We start from the raw sequence: 22,686 nt of genomic DNA on the forward strand, positions 1-22,686 counted from the left end.
CGTGCTAAACCGTTATCCTTTGTGGAAGTATCTGATGCTGATCGTCGTGATCCTCGTCGGTCTGCTTTATGCGCTTCCCAACCTCTATGGTGAGGATCCGGCTGTACAAATCACTGGCGCGCGCGGTGTCGCCGCCAGTGAAACTACGCTGGACCAAGTCCGTACCGTATTAGAAAAAGACAAGATCGCGAGCAAGTCGATTGCGCTGGAAAATGGCGCCATCCTGGCTCGCTTTAGCAATCCTGATATTCAGCTGCGCGCCCGTGAAGCCTTGATGGCAGAACTGGGCGACAAGTTCGTGGTGGCACTGAACCTGGCCCCGGCAACGCCGACCTGGTTGGCCATGCTGGGCGCCGAACCGATGAAACTCGGTCTGGATCTGCGTGGCGGTGTGCACTTCCTGATGGAAGTGGACATGGACACTGCGCTGAGCAAGCTGCAGGAACAGACCATGGACACCCTGCGCAGTGAACTGCGTGAAAAGGGCATTCCTTATGCGTCTATCCGCAAGCTGGACAACAACGGCGTGGAAGTGCGTTTCCGTGACGATGCTGCCCGCGATCAGGCCATCAGCTACATCAGCTCGCGCCAGCGCGATATGGTGCTCTCGGCCAATGGCACCAATACTCTGAAAGCCAGCTTGACGGATGCCCGCCTGAGCGAAGCGCGTGAGTATGCGGTGCAGCAGAACATCACTATCCTGCGTAACCGCGTTAACCAGCTCGGCGTTGCCGAACCGCTGGTACAACGCCAGGGTTCTGACCGCATCGTGGTCGAACTGCCGGGTATTCAGGATACCGCACGCGCCAAAGAGATCCTGGGTGCCACTGCGACTCTGGAATTCCGTTTGGTTAACACCAACGCGGATACCACTGCGGCAGCCAACGGCCGCGTGCCGGGCGACTCCGAAGTAAAAGACACCCGTGAAGGCCAGCCGGTTGTGCTGTACAAGCGAGTGATCCTGACCGGTGACCACATTACCGACTCCACCTCCAGCACCGACGAATATAACCAGCCGCAGGTTAATATCTCGCTGGACAGTGCCGGCGGTACCGCAATGTCCAACTTCACCAAGGACAATATCGGCAAGCCGATGGCGACCCTGTTTGTGGAGTATAAGGACAGCGGCAAGAAAGACGCTAACGGCCGTGCAGTCCTGGTGAAACAGGAAGAAGTGATCAACGTGGCGAACATTCAGTCGCGTCTGGGCAACAGCTTCCGTATTACCGGTATCGGCAACCCGAACGAAGCACGCCAGCTCTCGCTGCTGCTGCGCGCCGGTGCGCTGATTGCGCCTATCCAGATCGTGGAAGAGCGTACTATCGGTCCGACCCTGGGACAACAGAACATCACCCAAGGTCTGGAAGCCTGCCTGTGGGGCCTGGTGGCATCCATCGTGTTTATGGTGGTTTGGTACCGTAAGTTCGGCATGATCGCGACCACGGCGCTGGTCGCCAACCTGGTGCTGATTGTCGGCGTGATGTCCCTGCTGCCGGGGGCGACGCTGACCATGCCGGGTATTGCCGGTATCGTGCTGACGCTGGCGGTGGCGGTCGACGCCAACGTACTGATCAATGAACGTATCAAGGAAGAGCTGAAGAACGGACGTTCCGTTCAGCAGGCGATCCATGAGGGCTATAAAGGCGCGTTCTCCAGTATCGTTGATGCCAACATCACCACCCTGATCACCGCGATTATTCTGTACGCAGTGGGCACCGGTTCGATCAAAGGCTTTGCGATTACCACCGCAATCGGTGTGGCGACGTCCATGTTCACCGCGATTGTCGGTACCCGTGCCATCGTCAACCTGCTTTACGGCGGCAAACGCATTAACAAGCTGTCTATCTGAGGAGTGCGTTGTGGCACAGGATTATACTGTTGAACAACTCAACTACGGCCGTAAAGTCTATGACTTTATGCGCTGGGATTACGTGGCCTTCGGCATCTCGCTGGTGCTGCTGATCGCGTCAATCGCCATTATGTCGGTGCGTGGTTTTAACTGGGGTCTGGACTTCACTGGCGGTACCGTCATTGAAATCAGCCTGGAACAACCGGCCAACCTCGATCTGATGCGCGATACGCTGGAAAAAGCCGGGTTCCAGGACCCGGTTATTCAGAACTTTGGCAGCAGCCGTGACGTGATGGTGCGTATGCCACCGGCGATCGGCACCGCAGGCCAGGAACTGGGTAACAAAGTGATCGGCGTGATCAACGACTCGGTGGATAAAAACGCCACCGTGAAGAGGATTGAGTTCGTCGGCCCGAGCGTGGGCACCGAACTGGCGCAAAACGGCGGCATGGCGCTGCTGGTGGCGTTGATCTGTATTCTGATCTACGTCGGTTTCCGCTTCGAATGGCGCCTGGCGCTGGGGGCGGTTATCGCGTTGGCGCACGACGTGATTATCACCATGGGCGTGCTGTCGTTGTTCCGTATCGAGATTGACCTGACCATCGTCGCATCATTGATGTCGGTTATCGGTTACTCGTTGAACGACAGCATCGTGGTTTCCGACCGTATTCGTGAGAACTTCCGCAAGATCCGCCGCGGGACGCCTTACGAAATCATGAACGTGTCGTTGACCCAGACGCTGAGCCGTACCTTGATGACTTCCGGTACCACCCTGATGGTGGTTCTGATGCTGTACATCTTCGGCGGCGCGATGCTGCACGGCTTCTCTCTGGCTATGCTGATTGGTGTGTCTATCGGTACCATATCTTCTATCTACGTGGCGTCCGCGCTGGCGTTGAAACTGGGTATGAAACGCGAACACATGCTGCAGCAGAAAGTGGAAAAAGAGGGCGCAGATCAGCCTTCGATTATGCCGTGATTTGCCCGTGAGTTGAAAATATCATGCCGGTCGGTTTATCCCGACCGGCATTTTTTTTGCCTATAGGCGGCTGACTCCGCTCTCCGGGCGCTCGGTTAACGTCAATTGGTTGAGTGAGTTCACCAGCTCCGCCAGGCTGGCGGCCTGCATTTTTTCCATCACTCTGGCCCGATGTACCTCAACGGTACGCACCGCAATGAAGTGACGATCGGCAATCAGCTTATTGGTCATTCCGGCGGCCACGGCGCGTGCTATCTCGCGTTCACGCGGCGTCAGCGCACTGAAACGCTGCTGCAACTGGTAGCGTTCCAATCGGTCTTGAGAATGGGCGATCCCGCGCTCCAATGCTTCGATCAGCGGCGCGGCGGCAATAGGTTTTTGCAAGAAATCCACGGCTCCCAGCTTCATCTCTGCCACGGCCATGGCAATATCGCCGTGACCGGTGACAATCACCACCGCCAGCGTACTTTCCTGTCGGCGCAGTTGCTGATGAACCTGTTGTCCGTCCATTCCCGGCATCCGAATATCCAGCATCACCACACCGCATTGATAAAGACTGACTTGATCGACGAACCTTTGGCTGTCGTGCCAAATCTGCACCCGATAGTTAAGTCCCTCGAGTAAGAAACGACAGGCGTCGGTAACGGCTAAGTCGTCATCGACCAGATGTATTAGCGCCATGGCGGGTTTCCTTTTGGATCACGGGGAAGTGCAGAGTCACGCGCAGCCCCTGTCGTTGAGTGGTGGAAAAGTAATTTTCCAGTGTCAGTTCACCCCCCTGGTTTTTCAGCAGCCGCTGGCAGATCACCAGCCCCAGGCCGAGGCCTTCCTGCTTGCTGCTGCGAAAGGGCACGAACGGCAGTGTCAGTTGTTCGGTGCTCAGACCGCCGCCGTCATCTTCAACCATCAGCCGTTGCTGATGGGAGTCGGTTTCCAGCCGCAGGGTGATGTGTAGGGCACCCGCTTGCAGACTGTTACTCAGTAAATTGGCGAGCACCTGCTCCAATAACGTGGTCTGGCTATACAACTGACTTTGGTCCGGGATAGCCAGGGTTATCTGGCACTGCGGATACTGTTGTTCTATCTGCATCAGTTTAACCAGGTGTTCCACCAGCGGTCGCAATAACAGGGGCTGCGCGTTTTCTTGGTGTGGAGTCTTGCTGGCCCAGCGGCGTAAATTAACAATGCTTTCCGCGCCACGCTGCGCCTGCTGACCAATCTGTTCGAGGATCGGCAGCAGTTCATGCTGTCGATCGCTGCGCTCAAGACGAATGCGGCAGCCCTCCGCATAATGCCGGATCGCCGCCAGCGGTTGGTTGAGTTCATGAGCAAAGCCGGAAGCCATCTCCCCCAGGGTACTGAGGCGTTGCGCCTGGGCCAGAGCGGTTTCCCTGGCGCGCAGCGTCTGATGCATCTGTTCGAGCTGACGCCCGCGACGGCGGACCAGATGACCAATCCACAGATGGTTAGCGCCAAGCAGCAGCATTCCGCCGAAGATGGCACCGAGCAACAACCGGTGTTGCTGCGCCCAAAGGAATACGTCTTGCCAGAGCGATCGCTGGGTTGGGTGGATATTCAAATCGCTCAGTAATTGATTAACCTGGCGGGATGACGCCGGGGCGCCCCAAACCGGCAGGCCGGGAGCCTTTATCTGCAGTAACTGGCGGGTTAACTCATCTGCCAGCCGGTCCGGGACGTGGTTTAAGGCGGCAAATGACCAATTGGGATACAGCTCGGTGCTGGTCAGGCAGCGCTGGTCACTGTGCTTCGCCAACAGGGCGCGGTAATCGCTGGCCTGTAGCAAGCCTTCCGCCTGCATTTTCTCCAACAGACAAACCGGTACTATCACCGCATCCAGCGCCCGATCGCGCAACTGATAAAGCAGGGCATCCGCCGGATAACCGCTGAAGTGCAGTTGCAGGTCTTTCTCCGGCTGCAGGCCGGCACCAAGCAGTTCTTTATACCCCAGCAGGTAGCCGCCAAAGGCGTCAGCGGCGACGGCACCGACCTTTTTACCGAGTAGCTGGCTGGCCGTGGTAATGGGACTGTCGTGGCGCACCAGTATGACGCTGCCGACCACGTTGCCTGAGGCCTGTTGCGGCTGTTGGGCGGATCGCAGTGAAACCAGCCAGCGCAACGGGTAGCGGTTATCCAACTGAACATATTGCGCCGGGTTGGTGAGCAAAAAATCCACGCGTTGGTTACGGACCGCGTCATCCATGCCGGTCAGGCTGAGCGGCGACAGTTGGAAATGGTCGTCGGGAAACTGGCGATTGAGGTGGTCGACGAGGGGTTGCCACTGGGCCAGTGCATGGGCATCGCCGCGCAGCGCCAGCACCGCAATGGTCCATTGTCCTGCCCAGGCCGTATTTAACCAACCGCCCAGCAACAGAATTAGCACTGCTCTTTTCACATCGTCTCCGCTTTTATGATCCACATCACCGGGTTGAATTGTCCTGGATCAAGCCGCCGTCGGGAATGTGGTAAACCACAATATTGGCGGTCGGTCGTCGTTTTTACACTCCTTTGTATCAGTTCCCCGGCGGATACTTATTGGGAGAAATCAATGGACAGTGGGAAACGGCAGTTTTTACAACGACTCGGTGCGCTGACCGCCGGTGCCGCTTTGGTGCCACTGGCGCAGTCAGGGTGGCAGTTGCAACCGGCCCGGCGGGAAGGTGACAGCAAAAAGCGCATGGCGATGTTGATCGACCTGCGCCGTTGCATCGGTTGTCAGGCTTGTACGGTCAGCTGCGCGGTGGAAAACCGGCTGCCACAGGGGCAATTCCGTACCAGTGTACAGCAATATCAGGTCAGCCTGACGGGACAGGATTCGACCACCAACGTGTTGTTACCCCGGCTGTGCAACCACTGTGACAATCCGCCCTGCGTACCGGTCTGCCCGGTGCAGGCGACTTTTCAGCGTCAGGACGGCATCGTGGTGATCGACAACACCCGCTGCGTCGGCTGCGCCTATTGCGTGCAGGCCTGCCCTTATGAGGCGCGGTTTATCAACCACGAAACCCAGACCGCCGACAAATGCACTTTCTGCGTGCACCGGCTGGATGCCGGGCTGCTGCCCGCCTGTGTTGAATCCTGTGTTGGTGGCGCTCGGATGATCGGCGATCTCAACGATCGGCAAGGTGCATTAAGGCGCGCTTTGGATGAGCATCAGGCGCAGCTCAAGGTATTGAAACCCGAACAGGGAACCCACCCTCAGGTGTTCTATCTGGGGCTGGATGAGGCTTTTGTCAGTCACGTCCGGGGACAACCGGCGCTGTGGCAGGAGGTACACTCATGATCCGCGAAATTATAGCCCGCCCGCAGGAGATCGCCTGGTTGCCCTGGGCGGTGCAGTATTTTTTCTTTATCGGTCTGGCCTGCGGCAGCATCATGATCGCCGTTTGGCTGCGCTGGCGCGATCCGCAGAATACGTCACGGCTGGAACTGGCCGCCGTCTCGTTGGCGCTGGTGAGCGGCACCGTGGCACCGATGGCCCTGAGCGCAGATTTACATCAGCCCGCTCGTATCTGGCATTTCTACGCCTACTTTACCCCCTGGTCGTGGATGTCGCTCGGCTCACTGTTTTTACCGCTGTTTACCCTGCTGGTGGTCAGCTATTTCGTCCTGCTGTTACGGGGGCAACTACGCACGAAAAGCCTGCCGTTGTGGGCTCGTTGGCTACAGTTCCGGCCGGCATGGCGTGAAGATAAATGGCTGCGCGGGGTGGCATTGGCCACTTTGCTTTCGGCGTTCAGCATCCTGCTCTATACCGGGCGTGAGGTTTCGGTGCTGCGGGCGCAGCCGCTGTGGTACAGCCTCTGGTTACCCTGGCTATTGTTATTGACCGCTATCCAGGCCGTTGCGCCGCTGTTGGCTTATTGGCTGCGTCAGGAGCCGCAATGGCAGCGGCGCCTGGCTCGCTATCAGGTCATCAGCCTGCTGTTGCTGTGTGTCTCGGCTCTTGGCTGGTGGCTGGATGGCAGCAGGTCTTCCGTCGCATTGCACTCGCTGGCGACTCAGGGGGCCGTCTGGCTCTGGGCAGGTGTCACTTTTGTCGGCTTGACCCTGTTGCTGGTGGCGCTGGCATGGCGAGCACGCACTCAGGCGTTGGGCTCGAATGGGCTACGGGTGCAGTGTGCCGCAGCGCTGCTGCTGTGCTGGGGCGTGCGCTGGATGTTGCTGATGCAAACCCAGACGCTGCCCAAGTTCAACGTATTGACCAATCCTTATGTGTTACCCCTCGGCAGCGAAGGGCTATTGGCGATCCTTGGCACCCTGGGCTTGTGGATAGCTTTAATCATTGGAATTCGTGAACTACAGCATGGGCTGATGGAGAAAAAACACTATGGCTAAGTCAACGCGGCGTCAGTGGTTGAAGGGTGGGCTCGCGCTGGGCGGATTGACCCTGTTTGGTGCCAGTTACAGTGAGATGGTGCAGAAAGTGTTTACCGGCCTGCGCGACGGCAGCAGCGGCAAACTGACGCTCGATCGGATCAGCGCCAACTCGTTACCGACAGAAGGCCGTCGGCACCCGGATGGCTGGCAGGCCAATCCACAGCAGGCGGTCTCCATGACCCAATGTTTTGGCTGCTGGACGCTTTGCGGCCTGCGGGTCAGGGTGGATCGCGACAGCAATCAGATCTTGCGCGTGGCGGGCAACCCTTATCATCCGCTGTCTCACGACCACCACTTTCCCTACTCTTTACCGGTGAGTGATGCACTCAACCGGCTGGGGGGCGATGAAGGTCTTGAACAGCGTTCCACCGCCTGCGCCCGTGGGGCGACCTTGCTGGAAGGGCTGACCAGCCCCTATCGCGTGCTGGAGCCGATGAAGCGGGTAGGGCCACGCGGCAGCGGGCAGTGGCAGCGCATCAGTTTTGAACAGTTGATCCACGAAGTGGTCGAGGGCGGCGATCTGTTTGGCGAGGGGCCGGTTGAGGGGCTGCGAGCGATCCGCGATCTCGAAACGCCGCTCGATCCTGAGCAACCTTCGCTGGGGCCAAAGGCCAATCAGTTGCTGGTCACCAACGCCGGTGATGAAGGGCGGGACGCTTTTATCAAACGTTTTGCGCAAAACGCCTTTGGGACACGTAACTTCGGCCATCATGGCGCTTATTGCGGGCTGGCTTACCGGGCGGGCTCCGGGGCATTAATGGGCGATTTGGAAACCAATGCGCACGTTAAACCGGATTGGGACCATTTACGCTTTGGACTGTTTCTCGGTACCTCGCCGGCGCAGTCCGGCAATCCGTTCAAACGCCAGGGGCGTCAGTTGGCCAACGCCCGTCTGCGCGATGAATTCCGTTACGTGGTAGTGGCTCCGGCATTGCCATTAACCACCACGCTGGCCAACGATCACAACCGTTGGGTCCCGGTGTTGCCGGGTACCGATTCCGCGCTGGTGATGGGCATGATCCGTTGGATCATCGAGCAGGAGCGTTATAACGCTGACTACCTGGCGCTGCCCGGCGAGACGGCCATGCAGGCGGCCGGTGAAAAGAGCTGGACCAATGCCACACATCTGGTGGTGATGAATGACGATCATCCGTTGTGCGGCCAGTTTTTGCGCCAGGTACATTTGGACGGCGGCACAACCGGAGAGGCCGAAAGTCCGCCTTTGGTCTGGGATACGCAGCGGGCTGAACCGGTGTCGGCCAACCAGGCGCTACAGGGCGCGTTGCGGGTGGAGCAACAGCTGCGGCTGGCCGACGGTTCACAGGTCCAGGTTCGTTCGAGCTTTCTCTGTCTGCAGCGGGCGGCTGAGCGCTTCACGCTGGCTGAGTACAGTACCCGCTGTGGCGTCAGTGCCGAGACCATTGCCGCGCTGGCCAGGGAGTTTACTTCCTATCAGCGGCAAGCGGCGGTGATCGCCCATGGCGGCATGATGAGCGGCAATGGCTTCTATAACAGTTGGGCGGTGATGATGCTCAATGCGCTGATCGGTAACCTGAACCTTAAGGGCGGCGTCTCGGTCGGTGGCGGTAAGTTCAAAGAGTTTGCCGATGGGCCTCGCTATAACCTGAAGAGTTTCCCCGGCATGGTGAAACCGAAAGGACTGGTGCTGTCGCGCAGCAAACAGGCGTACGAGCAATCGGACGAATATCGCCGCAAACTTGAGCAAGGTGAAAAACCTTATCCGGCGCGCGGGCCCTGGTACCCGTTTGTCGCGGGGCAATTCACCGAGCAACTGGCTCCGGCGCTGATGGGATACCCCTACCCGCTGAAGGCCTGGATCAGCCATATGGGCAACCCGCTGTACGGCGTTGCCGGTCTGCGCGAGGTAGTTGAAAGCCGGCTGAAAGATCCCCGCCAATTACCGTTGTTTATCGCGATCGACGCTTTTATTAACGAAACCAGCGCTCTGGCGGATTATATCGTGCCGGACACCCATAACTTCGAGAGCTGGGGCTTTACCGCGCCCTGGTCCGGCGTGATGGTGCGGGCAAGCACTGCACGCTGGCCAGTGGTTCCGTCGCGGACTGCGACCACGGCGGACGGTCAGCCGGTGGCACTGGAAAGCTTTGTTATTGCGTTGTCGAAGGCGATGCAGTTGCCGGGGTTTGGCGATGCCGCCTTGCAGGATGCGCAGGGGAATGCCTGCGGCTTGCACAACGCCGAAGATTATTATCTGCGTGCTGCGGCTAACGTGGCCTTTGCCAGTGAGCCATTGCCGGAAGCGACGGAAAGCGAGCTGCGGCTGACCGGGGTGGATCGCCTGCAACCGGCGTTGGATAGGGTCTTGAAAACGGATGAGCGGTTGCGGGTCGGCTATATGCTGGCGCGTGGTGGGCGTTTCGCGCCTTATGAACAGGGCTGGCGAGGACATGAAACCGGGCCGCAGTGGAAGAAAGGGCTGAATATCTGGAACGAAGAGGTGGCGCGCCATCGCCATGCGATGACCGGAGAACGTTATAGCGGCTGTCCGACCTATTATCCGCCACGCTTTGCCGACGGGTCCGACGTTGGGGAACACTATCCAGAGGAGGCATGGCCGTTCCGCCTGATGTCGTTTAAGTCGCACCTGATGAGCAGTTCAACGGCGCCGATCGATCGTCTGCGCGCGGTGAAGCCGGTCAATCTGGTGGCGCTTAATCCGGCCGATGCTGAGCGTTATGCTCTACAGCATGGCGATCGGGTGCGGTTGCAGACCCCGGGCGGCAGCGTTGAGGCGCAGATCAGCTTGCTGGATGGCGTGATGCCCGGCGTGATTGCTATCGAGCATGGTTATGGTCATCGCGAGATGGGGGCGCGAACGCATATGCTGGATGGTCAGCCGCTGGCAGCCGATGCGCGCATTGCCTCCGGCATCAACTTAAACGATCTCGGGTTGCCCGATCCGACCAGAGAAATCAGCAATAGCTGGCTTGACTGGGTCAGCGGGGCGGCGGTGCGCCAGGGGCTACCGGCCAGGCTGCAACGGCTGGGTTAAGCTGATGGCCCACTCTCGCGAAGGGTTGAGTGTGGGCCGGGCCTGGTTAGTTTGCTGCGGCTGCCGCTGCAGTGGGTTCTACGCTGTGCAGTCGAACATAGCCCAGTTGATCTGGCGTCAGGCCACTGAAACGCAGCTCAAAACTGTGCTCCGTTTTGGGTAGCAGCGAGTCCGCACTGGCGATCGGCTGAGAAAGCGCATCGGCCGTCAGTGGCTTGCCGGTGGCCGCATCCAGTTGGCCCCATTCCACTGTGGCCTTGAATGCCGGCAGCGACGCCTGCGAAAGCGTGCGGACGTGCAGCATGGCCTGGGTGCCGTTAGCCTCGCTCTTCACGTGGCTGAGTGACACGCTCAGTTCACCGAGACTGCTGTGCAGGCGAGCGCCGTTATTGGCCGCCGGCAGCAGGTAAACGCCGCTGGTGGAGTTTTGGTTCAACTGGTTTTGCTGTTCCAGCGCCGTGGCCTGGTTAGTCAGGGTGGTTAATTGCTGATTCAGTGCAACCACCTGATTATGCAGTTTTGGCACTTCGCGAGTTTGCGCGCAGCCTGACAGCAGCACCAGTGTGCCGAGCAGGAAAATCTTGGGGTAACGGGTTGTCATGGCGGGGATTTCCTATTCAACTTCTCCTGTTATCAGCTTAGTCCGCCTGGCCGGGAAAGTCATGTTAACCCTCGTTTTGACTGCCGTTGATAACGGGTCTTCGCAACAAATAACCGACGGCCTTTGTTGTAACCGCACTTCGGGGTAAACTGTTCTTAACTATGAAAACGTTTATCAGGACGTGTTATGCATTGCCCTTTCTGCGCCGCCGTTGATACCAAAGTCATTGATTCCCGCCTGGTGGGTGATGGTTCGCAGGTGCGCCGTCGCCGCCAATGTTTGGTTTGTAATGAACGCTTCACCACTTTTGAAGTGGCTGAGCTGGTGATGCCGCGGGTAATCAAAAGCGACGAAGTCCGTGAGCCTTTCAACGAAGACAAGCTGCGTCGCGGCATGCTGAAGGCGTTGGAAAAACGCCCGGTCAGCTCTGACGACGTGGAGAACGCGATCAACCACATTAAATCCCAGCTGCGCGCCACCGGTGAGCGTGAAGTGCCGACTAAACTGGTCGGCAACCTGGTGATGGACGCGTTGAAAAAGTTGGATAAAGTGGCCTATATTCGCTTTGCTTCGGTCTACCGCAGCTTTGAAGATATCCGTGAATTCGGCGAAGAGATCGCCCGTCTGCAGGACTAAGGGACCTTTGATGCATAACGACGAATTGTATATGGCACGTGCTTTTGAACTGGCGCGATTGGGCCGTTTCACTACCGCACCGAATCCCAATGTCGGCTGCGTTATCGTGCGCGATGGCGAAATCGTCGGAGAAGGTTACCATCTGCGCGCCGGTGAACCCCATGCGGAAGTGCATGCGCTGCGCATGGCGGGCGAAAAGGCGCGTGGTGCCACCGCTTATGTCACGCTGGAACCCTGCAGCCATCATGGCCGCACGCCACCCTGTGCCGATGCGCTGGTGGCTGCCAGCGTAGCCCGGGTTGTGGCGGCGATGCAGGATCCCAACCCGGAAGTTGCCGGTCGTGGGCTGTACAAATTGCAGCAGGCGGGGTTGGATGTCCGCCACGGTTTTATGCTGGCGGAGGCCGAAGCGGTGAATCTGGGTTTCCTCAAACGGATGCGCACCGGCTTTCCTTATGTACAACTCAAGCTCGGCGCTTCACTGGATGGCCGCACGGCGATGGCTTCCGGCGAAAGCCAATGGATCACCTCTCCGCAGGCGCGTCAGGATGTACAGCGCCTGCGGGCGCAAAGCGCCGCGATCCTCAGCTCCAGCGCTACCGTGCTGGCGGACGATCCGTCACTGACGGTGCGTTGGGATGAGCTGGACGCCGAGACGCAAAGCATTTACCCGCGTGAAAACCTGCGGCAACCGTTGCGTATTATTCTGGATAGCCAAAATCGTGTCACCCCGCAGCATCGGGTGGTGCAACAGCCGGGGCCTACCTGGCTGGCACGCCTGCAGCCGGATCGGCAAACCTGGCCGCAGGATGTCGAGCAACTGATCTTCCCGGCGCACGGCGGTGGGGTCGATCTGGTGGTGATGATGATGCAACTGGCGAAACGTCAGGTGAATTCCATCTGGGTCGAGGCCGGCGCGCAGTTGGCCGGTGCCTTGCTGCAGGCCGGGTTGGTCGATGAGCTCATTTTGTATATCGCGCCAAAATTGTTGGGTGATAATGGCCGCGGCCTGTGTCACCTGCCGGGCCTCGAGCGCCTGGCTGATACACCGGAGTTCGTCTTCAGCGAAGTACGGCAAATCGGCCCTGATTTACGGCTGCGATTGAAGGCAAAATACTGAATGTAACGTCCGCTTGCCGGGACGGTTGTCGTTTTACAAAACCGCCCGCGCAGGCTGATAAAGAATGTGATAGAATCCGCCCCCCTGCGGGGTATTGAACCCATTTTTAAGGAAAGCCCATGAAAGTTATCGAAGGTGTTGTTGCTACTCCAAATGCCCGTGTGGCGATTGCAATTGCACGTTTTAACAATTTCATCAATGACAGCCTGTTGCAAGGTGCCATCGACGCACTGAAGCGCATTGGTCAGGTTGCTGACGACAACATCACCGTTGTCTGGGTCCCGGGCGCTTACGAGTTGCCGCTGACTGCACGCGTGCTGGCTAACACCGGCAAATACGATGCAGTGATCGCACTGGGCACGGTTATCCGTGGGGGCACCGCGCACTTCGAATTTGTCGCGGGCGAAGCCAGCTCCGGCCTGGGCAGTGTTTCTCTGAACACTGAAATCCCGGTTGCCTTTGGCGTGCTGACGACCGAAAGCATCGAACAGGCTATCGAGCGTGCCGGCACCAAAGCAGGCAACAAAGGTGCTGAAGCGGCTCTGACCGCACTTGAAATGATTAATGTTATCAAAGCTATTAAAGCCTGAATTTAGTTAAGGGGAATTCCGTGAAACCTGCTGCTCGTCGCCGCGCTCGTGAGTGCGCTGTTCAAGCGCTTTACTCTTGGCAGTTGTCTAAAAATGACATTGCCGATGTTGAACACCAGTTCCTGTCGGAGCAAGATGTCAAAGATGCAGACATCGCCTATTTTCGGGAGCTGCTGTCCGGCGTGGCGGTGAATGCAGGTCTGCTGGATAGCCTGATGGCACCTGTCCTGTCGCGTCAGCTCGAAGAGCTGGGCCAGGTAGAAAGGGCCGTTCTGCGCATTGCGCTGTACGAGCTGAAAATGCGTGAGGATGTACCTTACAAGGTGGCAATCAACGAAGCGATCGAGCTGGCGAAAACCTTCGGCGCTGAAGACAGCCACAAGTTTGTGAATGGCGTGCTGGATAAAGTGGCACCAAGCATCCGCAAGAAAAAATAAAAAATTAAGGCCGGTATCCCCGGCCTTAATTTCTTCTATTGGAATATCGACCATGGCATGTGGCGAATTTGACCTCATTGCCCGCTATTTTGACCGGTTTAAGAGTCTGCGCCGGGATGTACAGTTGGGCATTGGAGATGACTGCGCACTTCTGACAGTGGCAGAAAAACAGCTTTTGGCCGTCAGTACCGACACTCTCGTTTCGGGCGTTCACTTCTTGGCGGATATCGATCCCGCCGATCTCGGCTACAAAGCACTGGCAGTTAACCTGAGCGACCTGGCGGCCATGGGCGCCGATCCCGCCTGGCTTTCATTGGCACTAACCCTGCCGGACGTGAATGAGCCCTGGCTGAAGGCGTTCAGCGACAGCCTGTTCGAACAACTTAATTATTACGGCATGCAGTTGATTGGCGGCGATACTACTCGCGGTCCGTTAAGCATGACGTTAACCATTCACGGCCTGATCCCGGCCGGTCGGGCATTGACCCGCAGCGGCGCGCGCATCGGTGACTGGATCTACACCACAGGTACGCTGGGTGACAGCGCCGCGGGCCTGGCTGTGCTGCAGGACCGTTTGCAGGTGACAGATACCGAAGCACGCAATTACCTGCTTGGTCGCCATCTGCGGCCACAGCCACGGGTGTTGCAAGGGCAGGCGTTGCGCGATCTGGCCAGTTCGGCGATTGATATTTCGGATGGCCTGATTTCCGATCTGAAGCACGTGCTGAAAGCTTCTGATTGCGGGGCGCGCATCAATCTGGATGAGCTGCCGTTGTCGCAGGCGTTAAGCAGCCATACGGACGCTGATCAGGCACTGCGCTGGGCGTTGACCGGCGGTGAGGATTACGAACTGTGCTTCACCGTGCCGGAAATCAACCGCGGCGCGCTGGAAGTGGCGTTGAGCCATCTGGGCGCTGACTACACTTGCATCGGCCAAATTGGCCCGCTGTCCGAAGGCATCAAGTTCTACCGCAACGATGAAGTGGTGGAACTGCCATGGCAGGGGTTCGATCACTTCAGTGAAGGGCAGGCGTAACATGGATGAAGCTAAACGCCGCTTGCGGATGAGCAATCCGTGGCACCTGTTGGCCACCGGCTTCGGTAGCGGTTTGTCGCCGGTGATGCCGGGCACCATGGGGTCATTGGCAGCGATCCCGTTCTGGCTGCTGCTGATCCAATTGCCATGGCAACTGTACTCGCTGTTGGTGATGTTCAGCATCTGCATTGGCGTCTACCTGTGCCACCAGACCGCCAAAGACATGAAGGTACACGACCACGGCAGCATCGTCTGGGACGAATTTGTCGGTATGTGGATCACGCTGATGGCGCTGCCGGTCAATGACTGGCAGTGGGTTGCGGCGGGCTTCGTGATTTTCCGTGTTTTGGATATCTGGAAGCCATGGCCAATCCGCTGGTTTGATCGCAACGTGCACGGCGGCATGGGGATCATGGTCGACGACATTGTCGCCGGGGTGTTTTCCGCCGGTATTATCTACCTGGTTGGCCACCACTGGCCGCTTGGGTTGCTCTGATCTTGAGGGCGTAGTTCAATGCTACGCCCTTGAACCCTCTGCGTTATTCAAATCCTGTCACATGGTGCGGTACATAAGCCGTTTCCAGTTCGGCAATCTCTTCCGGTGTTAACTCAAGATCGACGGCGGCGACGGCGTCTTCCAGATGATCATGGCGTGATGCGCCGATAATCGGTGCGCTGACAACCGGCTTGCTCAACAGCCACGCCAGTGCGACTTGCGCACGCGTCACACCGCGTTCTTCAGCAATACTGGCTACGCGTTCGGCAATGATGGCATCGATGCCTTCGGTTTCATCGTACAGATTTTTACCGACCTGATCGGAGACCAGCCGCGCGGTGGTTTCGCCCCAGGGGCGGGTTAATCGACCCCGTGCCAGCGGGCTCCACGGCAGCACCGCAATGCCCTCGGCGGCACACAGTGGCAGCATTTCCCGCTCCTCTTCACGCTGGATCAGGTTGTACTGGTCCTGCATGCTGACGAAGCGCGTCCAACCGTGCAGATCGGCGGTGTACAGCGCCTTGGCGAACTGCCAGGCGTACATTGAGGATGCGCCGATGTAGCGTGCCTTACCGGCTTTCACCACCTCATGCAGCGCTTCCAGTGTTTCCTCCAGCGGCGTTTCATAATCCCAGCGGTGGATCTGCAGCAGGTCAACGTAATCGGTGCCCAGGCGGCGCAGGCTGTCGTCGATGGACTGCATGATTTTGGCGCGCGACAGGCCGCGTTCCAGATTGCTCAGGGGGAAATAGACTTTGGTAGCGATCACCACCTGGTCGCGGCGGGCATAATCGCGCAGTGCCCGGCCGACGATCTCCTCACTGCTGCCATCTGAGTAGCTGTTGGCGGTGTCGAAGAAGTTGATACCGGCATCCAGCGCCTGTTTCAGCAGTGGTCGGCTGCTTTCATCCGGTAACGTCCAGGCATGGTTGCCACGGCTGGGCTCACCGTAGGTCATACAGCCCAGACAGATGCGTGAGACGTTCAGGTCGGTGTTACCCAATTTCAGATACTTCATGCTTGCCTCCCGGTGTCAGCACAGAACTTTAACTGTAGCGGATTTTCGGACGGCAGAAACAAAAACGCCCCCGCAAAGCGGAGGCGTTGATCAACCCGGCGCGAGGATTATTGCGCCAGCCAGGTCTCAATTTGTCGTTGTATACCGGCAGCGTCCAGACCCAGATCGCTACGGACTTCTTCCTGACTACCCTGGGAGACAAAGTAGTCCGGCAGGCCGATATTCAGCACCGGAACTACGCGGCGCTTGGCCATCAGCAGCTCGTTCACGCCACTGCCGGCACCCCCCATAATGGCGTTTTCTTCCAGCGTGACCAGCGTGCCGTGGCTGGCGGCCAGTTCAAGTACCAACTGTTCATCCAGTGGCTTCACGAAGCGCATATCCACCAGCGTGGCGTTGAGGTTTTCTGCTACCTGCGCGGCTTCCGGCAACAGCGTGCCGAAGTTCAGGATCGCCAGCTTTTCGCCTTCACGACGGACAACACCTTTACCGATCGGTAGCGCACTGAGAGGTTCCAGCGACGCCCCGGTACCGTTACCACGCGGATAGCGTACGGCGCTTGGGCCTTCGTTATAGTGATAGCCGGTGTACAGCATTTGGCGGCACTCGTTCTCATCGCTTGGCGTCATGATCACCATGGTTGGGATGCAACGCATGAATGACAGATCGAAGGCTCCCTGGTGAGTCTGGCCGTCAGCGCCGACAATACCGCCGCGATCGATGGCAAACATCACCGGCAGTTTTTGGATGGCGACATCGTGGATCAACTGATCGTAAGCGCGCTGCAGGAAGGTGGAGTAAATTGCTACCACCGGCTTGTAGCCGCCAATCGCCAGGCCGGCGGCAAAGGTCACCGCATGCTGTTCGGCAATCGCCACGTCAAAATACTGCTGTGGATAGTCGCGGGAGAACTGCACCATGCCCGAGCCTTCACGCATGGCCGGGGTGATGGCCATCAGCGAGCTGTCTTTGGCGGCGGTTTCACACAGCCAGTCGCCAAAGATTTTTGAATAGGTCGGCAGACCACCGGCGCTTTTTGGCAGTGTACCGCTGGCCGGATCGAATTTTGGCACCGCGTGGAAGCTGATCGGGTCTTTTTCCGCCGGGGCGTAACCACGGCCTTTTTTGGTCATGATGTGCAGCAGTTGCGGGCCTTTCAGATCACGCATATTTTTCAGCGTGGCGACCAGCCCCTGGACATCGTGGCCGTCGACCGGACCGATGTAGTTAAAGCCCAGCTCTTCGAACAGCGTGCCCGGTACCACCATGCCTTTCAGGTGCTCTTCGGTGCGCTTGACCAACTCTTTGATTGGCGGCAGGCCGGACAACACTTTTTTACCGCCCTCACGCAGGGTGGAGTAGAGCTTGCCGGACAGCAGTTGCGCCAGATGGTTGTTCAGAGCGCCGACGTTTTCCGAAATCGACATTTCGTTATCGTTCAGCACCACCAGCATATCCGGATCGATGTCACCGGCGTGGTTCATGGCTTCAAACGCCATACCGGCGGTGATGGCGCCATCGCCAATCACGCAGACCGTGCGGCGATTTTTGCCTTCACGCGCTGCGGCTACGGCCATGCCGAGACCGGCACTGATCGAGGTGGATGAGTGGCCAACCGACAGAACGTCATATTCACTTTCCGCACGCCACGGGAAAGGGTGCAGGCCATTTTTTTGGCGAATGGTGGCGATTTTATCGCGACGCCCGGTCAGGATTTTATGCGGGTAAGCCTGGTGGCCAACGTCCCAGACCAGATGATCGAAGGGGGTTTGGTACACATAGTGCAACGCCACCGTCAGTTCGACGGTACCCAGCCCGGAGGCAAAGTGGCCGCTGGAGCGGCTAACGCTGTCCAGCAGGTATTGCCGAAGTTCGTCACACAGCTTCGGTAGGCTCTCTTTTGGCAGCGAACGGAGTTCATCGGGATTTTCCGCTAGCGCCAGGGTCGGGTATTTGGCTATATCAAGACTCATTCGATACTCATATCAGAGGAGTTAACGTCACACGTTAATTGTCGCGTTCAATAATGAAGCTGGCTAACGCTTGCAATGGCGCTGTGTTATAAGATTGTGCTGCCAAAGTGTCTAATGCAGCTAAAGCTTCCTGATAGAGATCCCACGCTTTTGCTTTCGCGCTGTCAAGCCCGAGCAAAGCTGGATAGGTACTCTTTCCGTGTTGCTGGTCCGCCCCCTGGCGTTTACCGATTTTTTCGGTTTCGCCGACCACGTCCAAAATATCATCCTGCACCTGGAACGCCAGGCCAATCGCAGCGGCGTAGCGGTCAAGCTGCACCAGTGCGGCACGGCCAGGTTCACCGGCGGCTAACGCTCCCAGACGAACGGCTGCGCGAATTAACGCGCCAGTCTTATGGCGATGGATCTGCTCCAGCGCTTCCAGACCAATCTGCTGGCCCTCGGCTTCGAGATCCAACGACTGGCCGCCACACATGCCGGCAACACCGCTGGCGGTTGCCAGTTCGGAGACCATCGCCAGCCGATCGCGCAGCGCCACGTCGGGCATCTCGGCATCGGCCAGAATGGAAAATGCCAGCGTCTGCAGTGCATCGCCGGCCAAAATGGCGTTGGCCTCACCAAATTTGATGTGGCAGGTCGGCTGACCGCGACGCAGGTCGTCGTCGTCCATGGCCGGCAAGTCGTCATGGATCAGTGAATAGGCGTGAATGCATTCTACCGCAGCGGCGGGCGCATCCAAATTATTCAGTGATACGCCAAACATCTGCCCGGTGGTGTACACCAGGAACGGACGCAGGCGTTTACCGCCCAGCACAGCGCCGTGACGCATTGCCGCCACCATATTGCCATCGTTGAACGGCAGCGGCGCGATAAAATCCAGCAGCGTGCGGTCGGCCCGCTGGCGCAAGGCCTGCAACTGGTCAGAAAAAGCGGTCTGTTGGACAGTTTCGGACATGGTAATTACTCGGCATCCGGTGTGAAAGGCGCCAGCGCGGCATCATCGGCGCTGTCGTTAAGCAAAATCTGTACGCGTTGCTCCGCCTGCTGCAATTTCTGCTGGCCCTGACGCGCCAACTGTACGCCGCGTTCGAATTCATTCAGCGCGTCTTCCAGCGGTAGCTCACCCGATTCCAGACGCGTCACGATGTTTTCCAACTCGCTGAGGGAGTTTTCAAAGCTGACGCTTTGCTCTGTACTGTCTGATTGTGCAGGTTTTTTTGGCATAATTTTCTTTTTACATCATCATGTGAACAGTGGCGCCAGAGCCTATCCTAGCGGATCTTGATTAGCAAATCATGGCGTACCTGTGTGGTTTTGTGCACCGAGCCCCACCAGATAGTGGTATACTCTGCGCCGCAAATGCGATTGATAAAACATTCGGCAACCCCGTTGGTTTTATCAATCGCATATACATTGTAAATCCTTTTCCCTCGTAATTCTGACAATAAAGACCGCCATGAAGTTTATCATTAAATTGTTCCCGGAAATCACCATCAAGAGCCAATCTGTGCGCTTGCGCTTTATCAAGATCCTCTCGACCAGTATTCGCAACGTCCTGAAGCAGTATGATGAAACACTGGCGGTTGTCCGTCACTGGGATCATATCGAAGTTCGCGCCAAAGATGAAAACCAGCGGCCTGTGATTGCCGATGCGCTGACGCGCATTCCTGGCATTCACCACATCCTGGAAGTGGAAGATCGCGACTATACCGATATGCACCACATTTTTGAGCAGACGCTGGAAGCCTATCGCGAGCAACTGGAAGGCAAAACCTTCTGCGTGCGCGTTAAGCGCCGCGGCAAGCAGGACTTCAATTCGCAGGACGTAGAACGTTACGTTGGCGGCGGTCTGAACCAGCACATTGCCAGCGCTCGCGTTAAGCTGTCGCATCCGCAGGTGACGGTCAATCTGGAGATCGAAGACGACAAGTTGATGCTGGTTAAAGCTCGCCGTGAAGGCATCGGCGGTTATCCGGTCGGGACTCAGGAAGACGTGCTGTCGCTGATTTCCGGTGGTTTCGACTCGGGCGTTTCCAGCTATATGCTGATGCGTCGTGGTTGCCGCGTGCATTATTGCTTCTTTAATCTGGGCGGTGCCGCGCATGAAATTGGCGTGCGGCAGGTGGCTCATTACCTGTGGAACCGCTTTGCCAGTTCGCACAAGGTGCGCTTTATCGCTATCGATTTTGAACCTGTGGTTGGCGAGATCCTGGAAAAGGTCGAAGACGGTCAGATGGGCGTGGTGCTTAAACGCATGATGGTACGTGCCGCTTCACAGATAGCCGAACGTTATGGCGTGCAGGCACTGGTGACCGGTGAGGCGTTGGGGCAGGTCTCCAGCCAGACGCTGACTAACCTGCGCTTGATCGACAACGCGTCCGATACGCTGATCCTGCGTCCGCTGATCTCTCACGACAAAGAGCACATCATCAAAGTGGCGCGTGAGATTGGCACCGAAGACTTTGCCAAGACCATGCCGGAATACTGCGGTGTGATCTCGAAAAGCCCGACGGTGAAGGCGATTAAAGCCAAGATCGAAGAGGAAGAAGGGCACTTTGATTTCAGCATTCTTGATCGCGTGGTTAGCGAAGCCAAGAACGTGGATATCCGCACCATCGCCGAACAGGCGCAGGAGCAGGTTGCCGAAGTGGAAACCGTGGCAGAGTTTGACGCTGATCAGGTGATCCTGGATATTCGTTCTAACGATGAGCAGGAAGACAAGCCGCTGAAGCTGGAGCAGGTTGAGGTGAAACCGCTGCCGTTCTACAAGCTCAGCAGCCAGTTTGGCGATTTGGATCAGAGCAAAACCTACCTGCTGTACTGTGAGCGTGGCGTGATGAGCCGCCTGCAGGCGCTATATTTGCTGGAGCAGGGCTATACTAACGTGAAGGTCTACCGCCCATAATTAATCCAGGGGGCGCAGTGCCGCCCCCGTGATTTAATCGCGGAAATCGTACATTCCCGGTATCAACACCAACTGAGCGGCGATCTCCGCCGCTTTGGCTTTACCCAGCAGCAAATCAATCAGCTTCAGCGCAAATTCCATCGAGGTCCCCGGCCCCTGGCTGGTGAGCAGGGTAACGCGCGGATCAAACACCACACGTTTTTCTATCCATTTGTCGGCCGGGATCTGTTCTTTCAGCCCCGGGAACCCGGTCATATTGCCGATGGGGAACAGATCGTGGTGTTGTAGCACCAGCGCCGGTGCTGCGCAGATGGCGGCGACGATATTGCCCTGCAGGTGCATCTGACGTACTTTCTCCACCAGCAGCGGGCTGTCACGGAAGCACTCGGCGCCTTTCAGACCGCCGGGCAGCACGATGGCGTCAAAATGATCGTCCACAATCGACACCAGCGGTGCGTCGGCCAGCAGCTTTACCCCGCGTGAACAGACGATAGTCAGGTCGCCATCGCCGGCAACGCTGGCAGTGGTGACTTTGACACCCGCCCGCACCAGCAGATCGATGGTGGTGACGGCTTCGGTTTCTTCGCTACCAGGTGCCAGGCAGACCAGCGCCGATACGCTCATATTCATTTTCCTTTCGCTTAATCAATTCAAACAGTCGTGCGTTCTCTGGCAGAGTCACGCCGTGGCTACGCGCGCGGCGCAGCAGGTAGCCGGTAATGTAATCGATCTCGGTGTGCCGCTGGGTGCGGATGTCCTGCAGCATCGAAGAGATGTTGTCTGCGGTGCTTTGGATCACCTCCATGACATATTGCTGCAAGGCTTCGCATGAGGTGTGGTAGCCCTCCATTTCCATGATGCTGGCGACCTCGCGGCAGAGGGTCTCGATTTGCTCCGGATAGCGTTGTAAATCGCCATTACGGCAATTATACAGCGCCGTTAGTGGGTTGATCACGCAGTTGACCGCCAGCTTGCGCCAGTTCGCCGAGGCAATGTTGTTGTGCCAGGCGACGTCAGGCAGGGCCTGATGCAGCACTTCCGCCAGGTGGCTAAGGGATTGCGCCGCCGGAGAGGTCGGGCCGATATGGGTGGTGCCACCGGCGACATGGATAATAGTGCTGCCGTCATGGCGCGCCGCATGGGTGGTGGTACCCTGCAGTATCGGTTGGTTGTTCGGCGGCAATTCATCCTGGGTGCCCATGCCGTTATGCAGCAGCAGGATGGCGCAACGCGGGTTCAGCTTTGGCAGCAGCGTGCTGACCGCGCTGGACACCTGCCAGGCCTTCAACGTGACCAGCAGCAGTTCGCTCTGGGCTAAATGTTCGGGATCGTTGGTGGGCAAATTACGGTTGAACGAAGCGCCTTCCGGCTCAATCACGTTCACTGCGCAGAAGGGCTGTGGCACTCGTAGCCACCCCTGAACATCGTGACCCTGCTGATAAAGCCGGGAGAGCCACAGTTGTCCGAGCGCACCGCAACCAAGAATAGTTATTTTCATCCAGACTCCTGGGGGTAACGGGAATATCGCTCAATGACTGTCGTATAATTATAGACTTTTCTGCTGTTCGACGGCTTATTTGCCGGTAGCTTCAGCCGATTTTGCCTGCGACGCTA

The 22,686-nt window shown here is 57.8% G+C and carries 21 protein-coding genes; 12 read left to right on the forward strand and 9 right to left on the reverse strand.

Features of this window, described 5'->3' with window-relative positions:
* The first annotated feature begins 1 nt into the window (after position 1).
* Together secD and secF are read left to right on the forward strand one after the other, a co-directional pair.
* The gene (gene secD / locus QOT07_RS05075; protein WP_099062304.1) at positions 2-1,849 is read left to right on the forward strand and encodes a protein translocase subunit SecD; all 1,848 of its coding nucleotides are present in this window, start codon (positions 2-4) and stop codon (positions 1,847-1,849) included.
* 10 nt (positions 1,850-1,859) lie between these two features.
* On the forward strand, positions 1,860-2,828 hold the full coding sequence (secF, locus tag QOT07_RS05080) for a protein translocase subunit SecF (RefSeq protein WP_099062303.1): 969 nt from the start codon (positions 1,860-1,862) through the stop codon (positions 2,826-2,828).
* Between the two features lie 60 nt (positions 2,829-2,888).
* Here the strand turns inward: secF and ttrR are convergent, their stop codons facing one another.
* Together ttrR and ttrS are read right to left on the reverse strand one after the other, a co-directional pair.
* Positions 2,889-3,509: a tetrathionate respiration response regulator TtrR gene (ttrR, locus tag QOT07_RS05085; protein WP_262261326.1), complete on the reverse strand. Its 621-nt coding sequence runs from the start codon at positions 3,507-3,509 to the stop codon at positions 2,889-2,891.
* The gene (gene ttrS / locus QOT07_RS05090; protein ID WP_283602663.1) at positions 3,484-5,241 is read right to left on the reverse strand and encodes a tetrathionate respiration histidine kinase TtrS; all 1,758 of its coding nucleotides are present in this window, start codon (positions 5,239-5,241) and stop codon (positions 3,484-3,486) included. The genes ttrR and ttrS overlap by 26 nt, the downstream gene beginning before the upstream one ends.
* Before the next feature lie 153 nt (positions 5,242-5,394).
* Between ttrS and ttrB the strand changes: the two genes are divergently transcribed.
* From ttrB to ttrA, 3 genes are read left to right on the forward strand one after another with little or no spacing between them, the layout of a single operon-like run.
* Positions 5,395-6,129, forward strand: a complete 735-nt coding sequence (ttrB, locus tag QOT07_RS05095; RefSeq protein WP_283602664.1) for a tetrathionate reductase subunit TtrB — start codon at positions 5,395-5,397, stop codon at positions 6,127-6,129.
* Positions 6,126-7,184, forward strand: a complete 1,059-nt coding sequence (ttrC, locus tag QOT07_RS05100; RefSeq protein ID WP_283602665.1) for a tetrathionate reductase subunit TtrC — start codon at positions 6,126-6,128, stop codon at positions 7,182-7,184. The genes ttrB and ttrC overlap by 4 nt, the downstream gene beginning before the upstream one ends.
* A complete protein-coding gene (gene ttrA / locus QOT07_RS05105; protein ID WP_283602666.1) occupies positions 7,177-10,260 on the forward strand; it encodes a tetrathionate reductase subunit TtrA in 3,084 nt (1,027 codons plus the stop codon). The genes ttrC and ttrA overlap by 8 nt, the downstream gene beginning before the upstream one ends.
* A 46-nt stretch (positions 10,261-10,306) precedes the next feature.
* Here the strand turns inward: ttrA and QOT07_RS05110 are convergent, their stop codons facing one another.
* A complete protein-coding gene (locus QOT07_RS05110; RefSeq protein WP_283602667.1) occupies positions 10,307-10,861 on the reverse strand; it encodes a SadB/YajI family lipoprotein in 555 nt (184 codons plus the stop codon).
* Between the two features lie 186 nt (positions 10,862-11,047).
* Between QOT07_RS05110 and nrdR the strand changes: the two genes are divergently transcribed.
* From nrdR to pgpA, 6 genes are all read left to right on the forward strand, one after another.
* A complete protein-coding gene (gene nrdR, locus QOT07_RS05115) occupies positions 11,048-11,497 on the forward strand; it encodes a transcriptional regulator NrdR (protein ID WP_004949256.1) in 450 nt (149 codons plus the stop codon).
* 10 nt (positions 11,498-11,507) lie between these two features.
* Positions 11,508-12,617, forward strand: a complete 1,110-nt coding sequence (gene ribD / locus QOT07_RS05120; protein WP_283602668.1) for a bifunctional diaminohydroxyphosphoribosylaminopyrimidine deaminase/5-amino-6-(5-phosphoribosylamino)uracil reductase RibD — start codon at positions 11,508-11,510, stop codon at positions 12,615-12,617.
* 119 nt (positions 12,618-12,736) lie between these two features.
* Positions 12,737-13,207, forward strand: coding sequence for a 6,7-dimethyl-8-ribityllumazine synthase (gene ribH / locus QOT07_RS05125; protein WP_099062296.1), 471 nt, complete (start codon positions 12,737-12,739; stop codon positions 13,205-13,207).
* 20 nt (positions 13,208-13,227) lie between these two features.
* Positions 13,228-13,644: a transcription antitermination factor NusB gene (nusB, locus tag QOT07_RS05130; protein WP_085115442.1), complete on the forward strand. Its 417-nt coding sequence runs from the start codon at positions 13,228-13,230 to the stop codon at positions 13,642-13,644.
* A 52-nt stretch (positions 13,645-13,696) separates the two neighbouring features.
* Complete coding sequence (thiL, locus tag QOT07_RS05135) at positions 13,697-14,680, forward strand: thiamine-phosphate kinase (protein WP_099062295.1); 984 nt, start codon at positions 13,697-13,699, stop codon at positions 14,678-14,680.
* Positions 14,622-15,176 (forward strand): phosphatidylglycerophosphatase A, encoded by a 555-nt coding sequence (gene pgpA, locus QOT07_RS05140; protein WP_283602669.1) that lies wholly within the window; start codon positions 14,622-14,624, stop codon positions 15,174-15,176. The genes thiL and pgpA overlap by 59 nt, the downstream gene beginning before the upstream one ends.
* Positions 15,177-15,219: 43 nt before the next feature.
* On the opposite strand, the gene QOT07_RS05145 is transcribed toward pgpA, so the two are convergent.
* The 4 genes from QOT07_RS05145 to xseB form a co-directional block, all read right to left on the reverse strand.
* Positions 15,220-16,194: an aldo/keto reductase gene (locus QOT07_RS05145; protein ID WP_283602670.1), complete on the reverse strand. Its 975-nt coding sequence runs from the start codon at positions 16,192-16,194 to the stop codon at positions 15,220-15,222.
* A 107-nt stretch (positions 16,195-16,301) separates the two neighbouring features.
* Complete coding sequence (dxs, locus tag QOT07_RS05150; protein ID WP_099062292.1) at positions 16,302-18,167, reverse strand: 1-deoxy-D-xylulose-5-phosphate synthase; 1,866 nt, start codon at positions 18,165-18,167, stop codon at positions 16,302-16,304.
* 34 nt (positions 18,168-18,201) lie between these two features.
* On the reverse strand, positions 18,202-19,122 hold the full coding sequence (ispA, locus tag QOT07_RS05155; protein WP_099062291.1) for a (2E,6E)-farnesyl diphosphate synthase: 921 nt from the start codon (positions 19,120-19,122) through the stop codon (positions 18,202-18,204).
* 5 nt (positions 19,123-19,127) lie between these two features.
* The gene (gene xseB, locus QOT07_RS05160; RefSeq protein ID WP_099062290.1) at positions 19,128-19,391 is read right to left on the reverse strand and encodes an exodeoxyribonuclease VII small subunit; all 264 of its coding nucleotides are present in this window, start codon (positions 19,389-19,391) and stop codon (positions 19,128-19,130) included.
* A 232-nt stretch (positions 19,392-19,623) separates the two neighbouring features.
* Here xseB and thiI point away from each other — a divergent pair, with 232 nt between their 5' ends.
* Positions 19,624-21,072, forward strand: a complete 1,449-nt coding sequence (thiI, locus tag QOT07_RS05165) for a tRNA uracil 4-sulfurtransferase ThiI (RefSeq protein ID WP_112347702.1) — start codon at positions 19,624-19,626, stop codon at positions 21,070-21,072.
* A gap of 33 nt (positions 21,073-21,105) precedes the next feature.
* Here the strand turns inward: thiI and yajL are convergent, their stop codons facing one another.
* Both yajL and panE read right to left on the reverse strand, forming a co-directional pair.
* Positions 21,106-21,696, reverse strand: coding sequence for a protein deglycase YajL (gene yajL / locus QOT07_RS05170; RefSeq protein ID WP_283602672.1), 591 nt, complete (start codon positions 21,694-21,696; stop codon positions 21,106-21,108).
* A complete protein-coding gene (gene panE / locus QOT07_RS05175; protein ID WP_283602673.1) occupies positions 21,659-22,570 on the reverse strand; it encodes a 2-dehydropantoate 2-reductase in 912 nt (303 codons plus the stop codon). Before panE ends, yajL begins: the two co-directional genes overlap by 38 nt.
* Between the last annotated feature and the right edge of the window lie 116 nt (positions 22,571-22,686).

Origin of the sequence: Serratia proteamaculans, from assembly GCF_949794035.1 — a bacterium.
GTDB lineage: Bacteria > Pseudomonadota > Gammaproteobacteria > Enterobacterales > Enterobacteriaceae > Serratia > Serratia proteamaculans.

Excerpts from the sequence above, each read along its gene's own strand:
- ttrB (WP_283602664.1), top strand. The coding sequence starts at position 5,395 with ATGGACAGTGGGAAACGGCAGTTTTTACAACGACTCGGTGCGCTGACC.
- ttrA (WP_283602666.1), top strand. The coding sequence starts at position 7,177 with ATGGCTAAGTCAACGCGGCGTCAGTGGTTGAAGGGTGGGCTCGCGCTG.
- ribH (WP_099062296.1), top strand. The coding sequence starts at position 12,737 with ATGAAAGTTATCGAAGGTGTTGTTGCTACTCCAAATGCCCGTGTGGCG.
- ttrR (WP_262261326.1), bottom strand. The coding sequence starts at position 3,509 with ATGGCGCTAATACATCTGGTCGATGACGACTTAGCCGTTACCGACGCC.
- thiI (WP_112347702.1), top strand. The coding sequence starts at position 19,624 with ATGAAGTTTATCATTAAATTGTTCCCGGAAATCACCATCAAGAGCCAA.
- pgpA (WP_283602669.1), top strand. The coding sequence starts at position 14,622 with ATGAAGTGGTGGAACTGCCATGGCAGGGGTTCGATCACTTCAGTGAAG.
- nrdR (WP_004949256.1), top strand. The coding sequence starts at position 11,048 with ATGCATTGCCCTTTCTGCGCCGCCGTTGATACCAAAGTCATTGATTCC.
- yajL (WP_283602672.1), bottom strand. The coding sequence starts at position 21,696 with ATGAGCGTATCGGCGCTGGTCTGCCTGGCACCTGGTAGCGAAGAAACC.
- thiL (WP_099062295.1), top strand. The coding sequence starts at position 13,697 with ATGGCATGTGGCGAATTTGACCTCATTGCCCGCTATTTTGACCGGTTT.
- QOT07_RS05145 (WP_283602670.1), bottom strand. The coding sequence starts at position 16,194 with ATGAAGTATCTGAAATTGGGTAACACCGACCTGAACGTCTCACGCATC.
- ttrC (WP_283602665.1), top strand. The coding sequence starts at position 6,126 with ATGATCCGCGAAATTATAGCCCGCCCGCAGGAGATCGCCTGGTTGCCC.
- panE (WP_283602673.1), bottom strand. The coding sequence starts at position 22,570 with ATGAAAATAACTATTCTTGGTTGCGGTGCGCTCGGACAACTGTGGCTC.
- ribD (WP_283602668.1), top strand. The coding sequence starts at position 11,508 with ATGCATAACGACGAATTGTATATGGCACGTGCTTTTGAACTGGCGCGA.
- ispA (WP_099062291.1), bottom strand. The coding sequence starts at position 19,122 with ATGTCCGAAACTGTCCAACAGACCGCTTTTTCTGACCAGTTGCAGGCC.
- xseB (WP_099062290.1), bottom strand. The coding sequence starts at position 19,391 with ATGCCAAAAAAACCTGCACAATCAGACAGTACAGAGCAAAGCGTCAGC.
- dxs (WP_099062292.1), bottom strand. The coding sequence starts at position 18,167 with ATGAGTCTTGATATAGCCAAATACCCGACCCTGGCGCTAGCGGAAAAT.
- QOT07_RS05110 (WP_283602667.1), bottom strand. The coding sequence starts at position 10,861 with ATGACAACCCGTTACCCCAAGATTTTCCTGCTCGGCACACTGGTGCTG.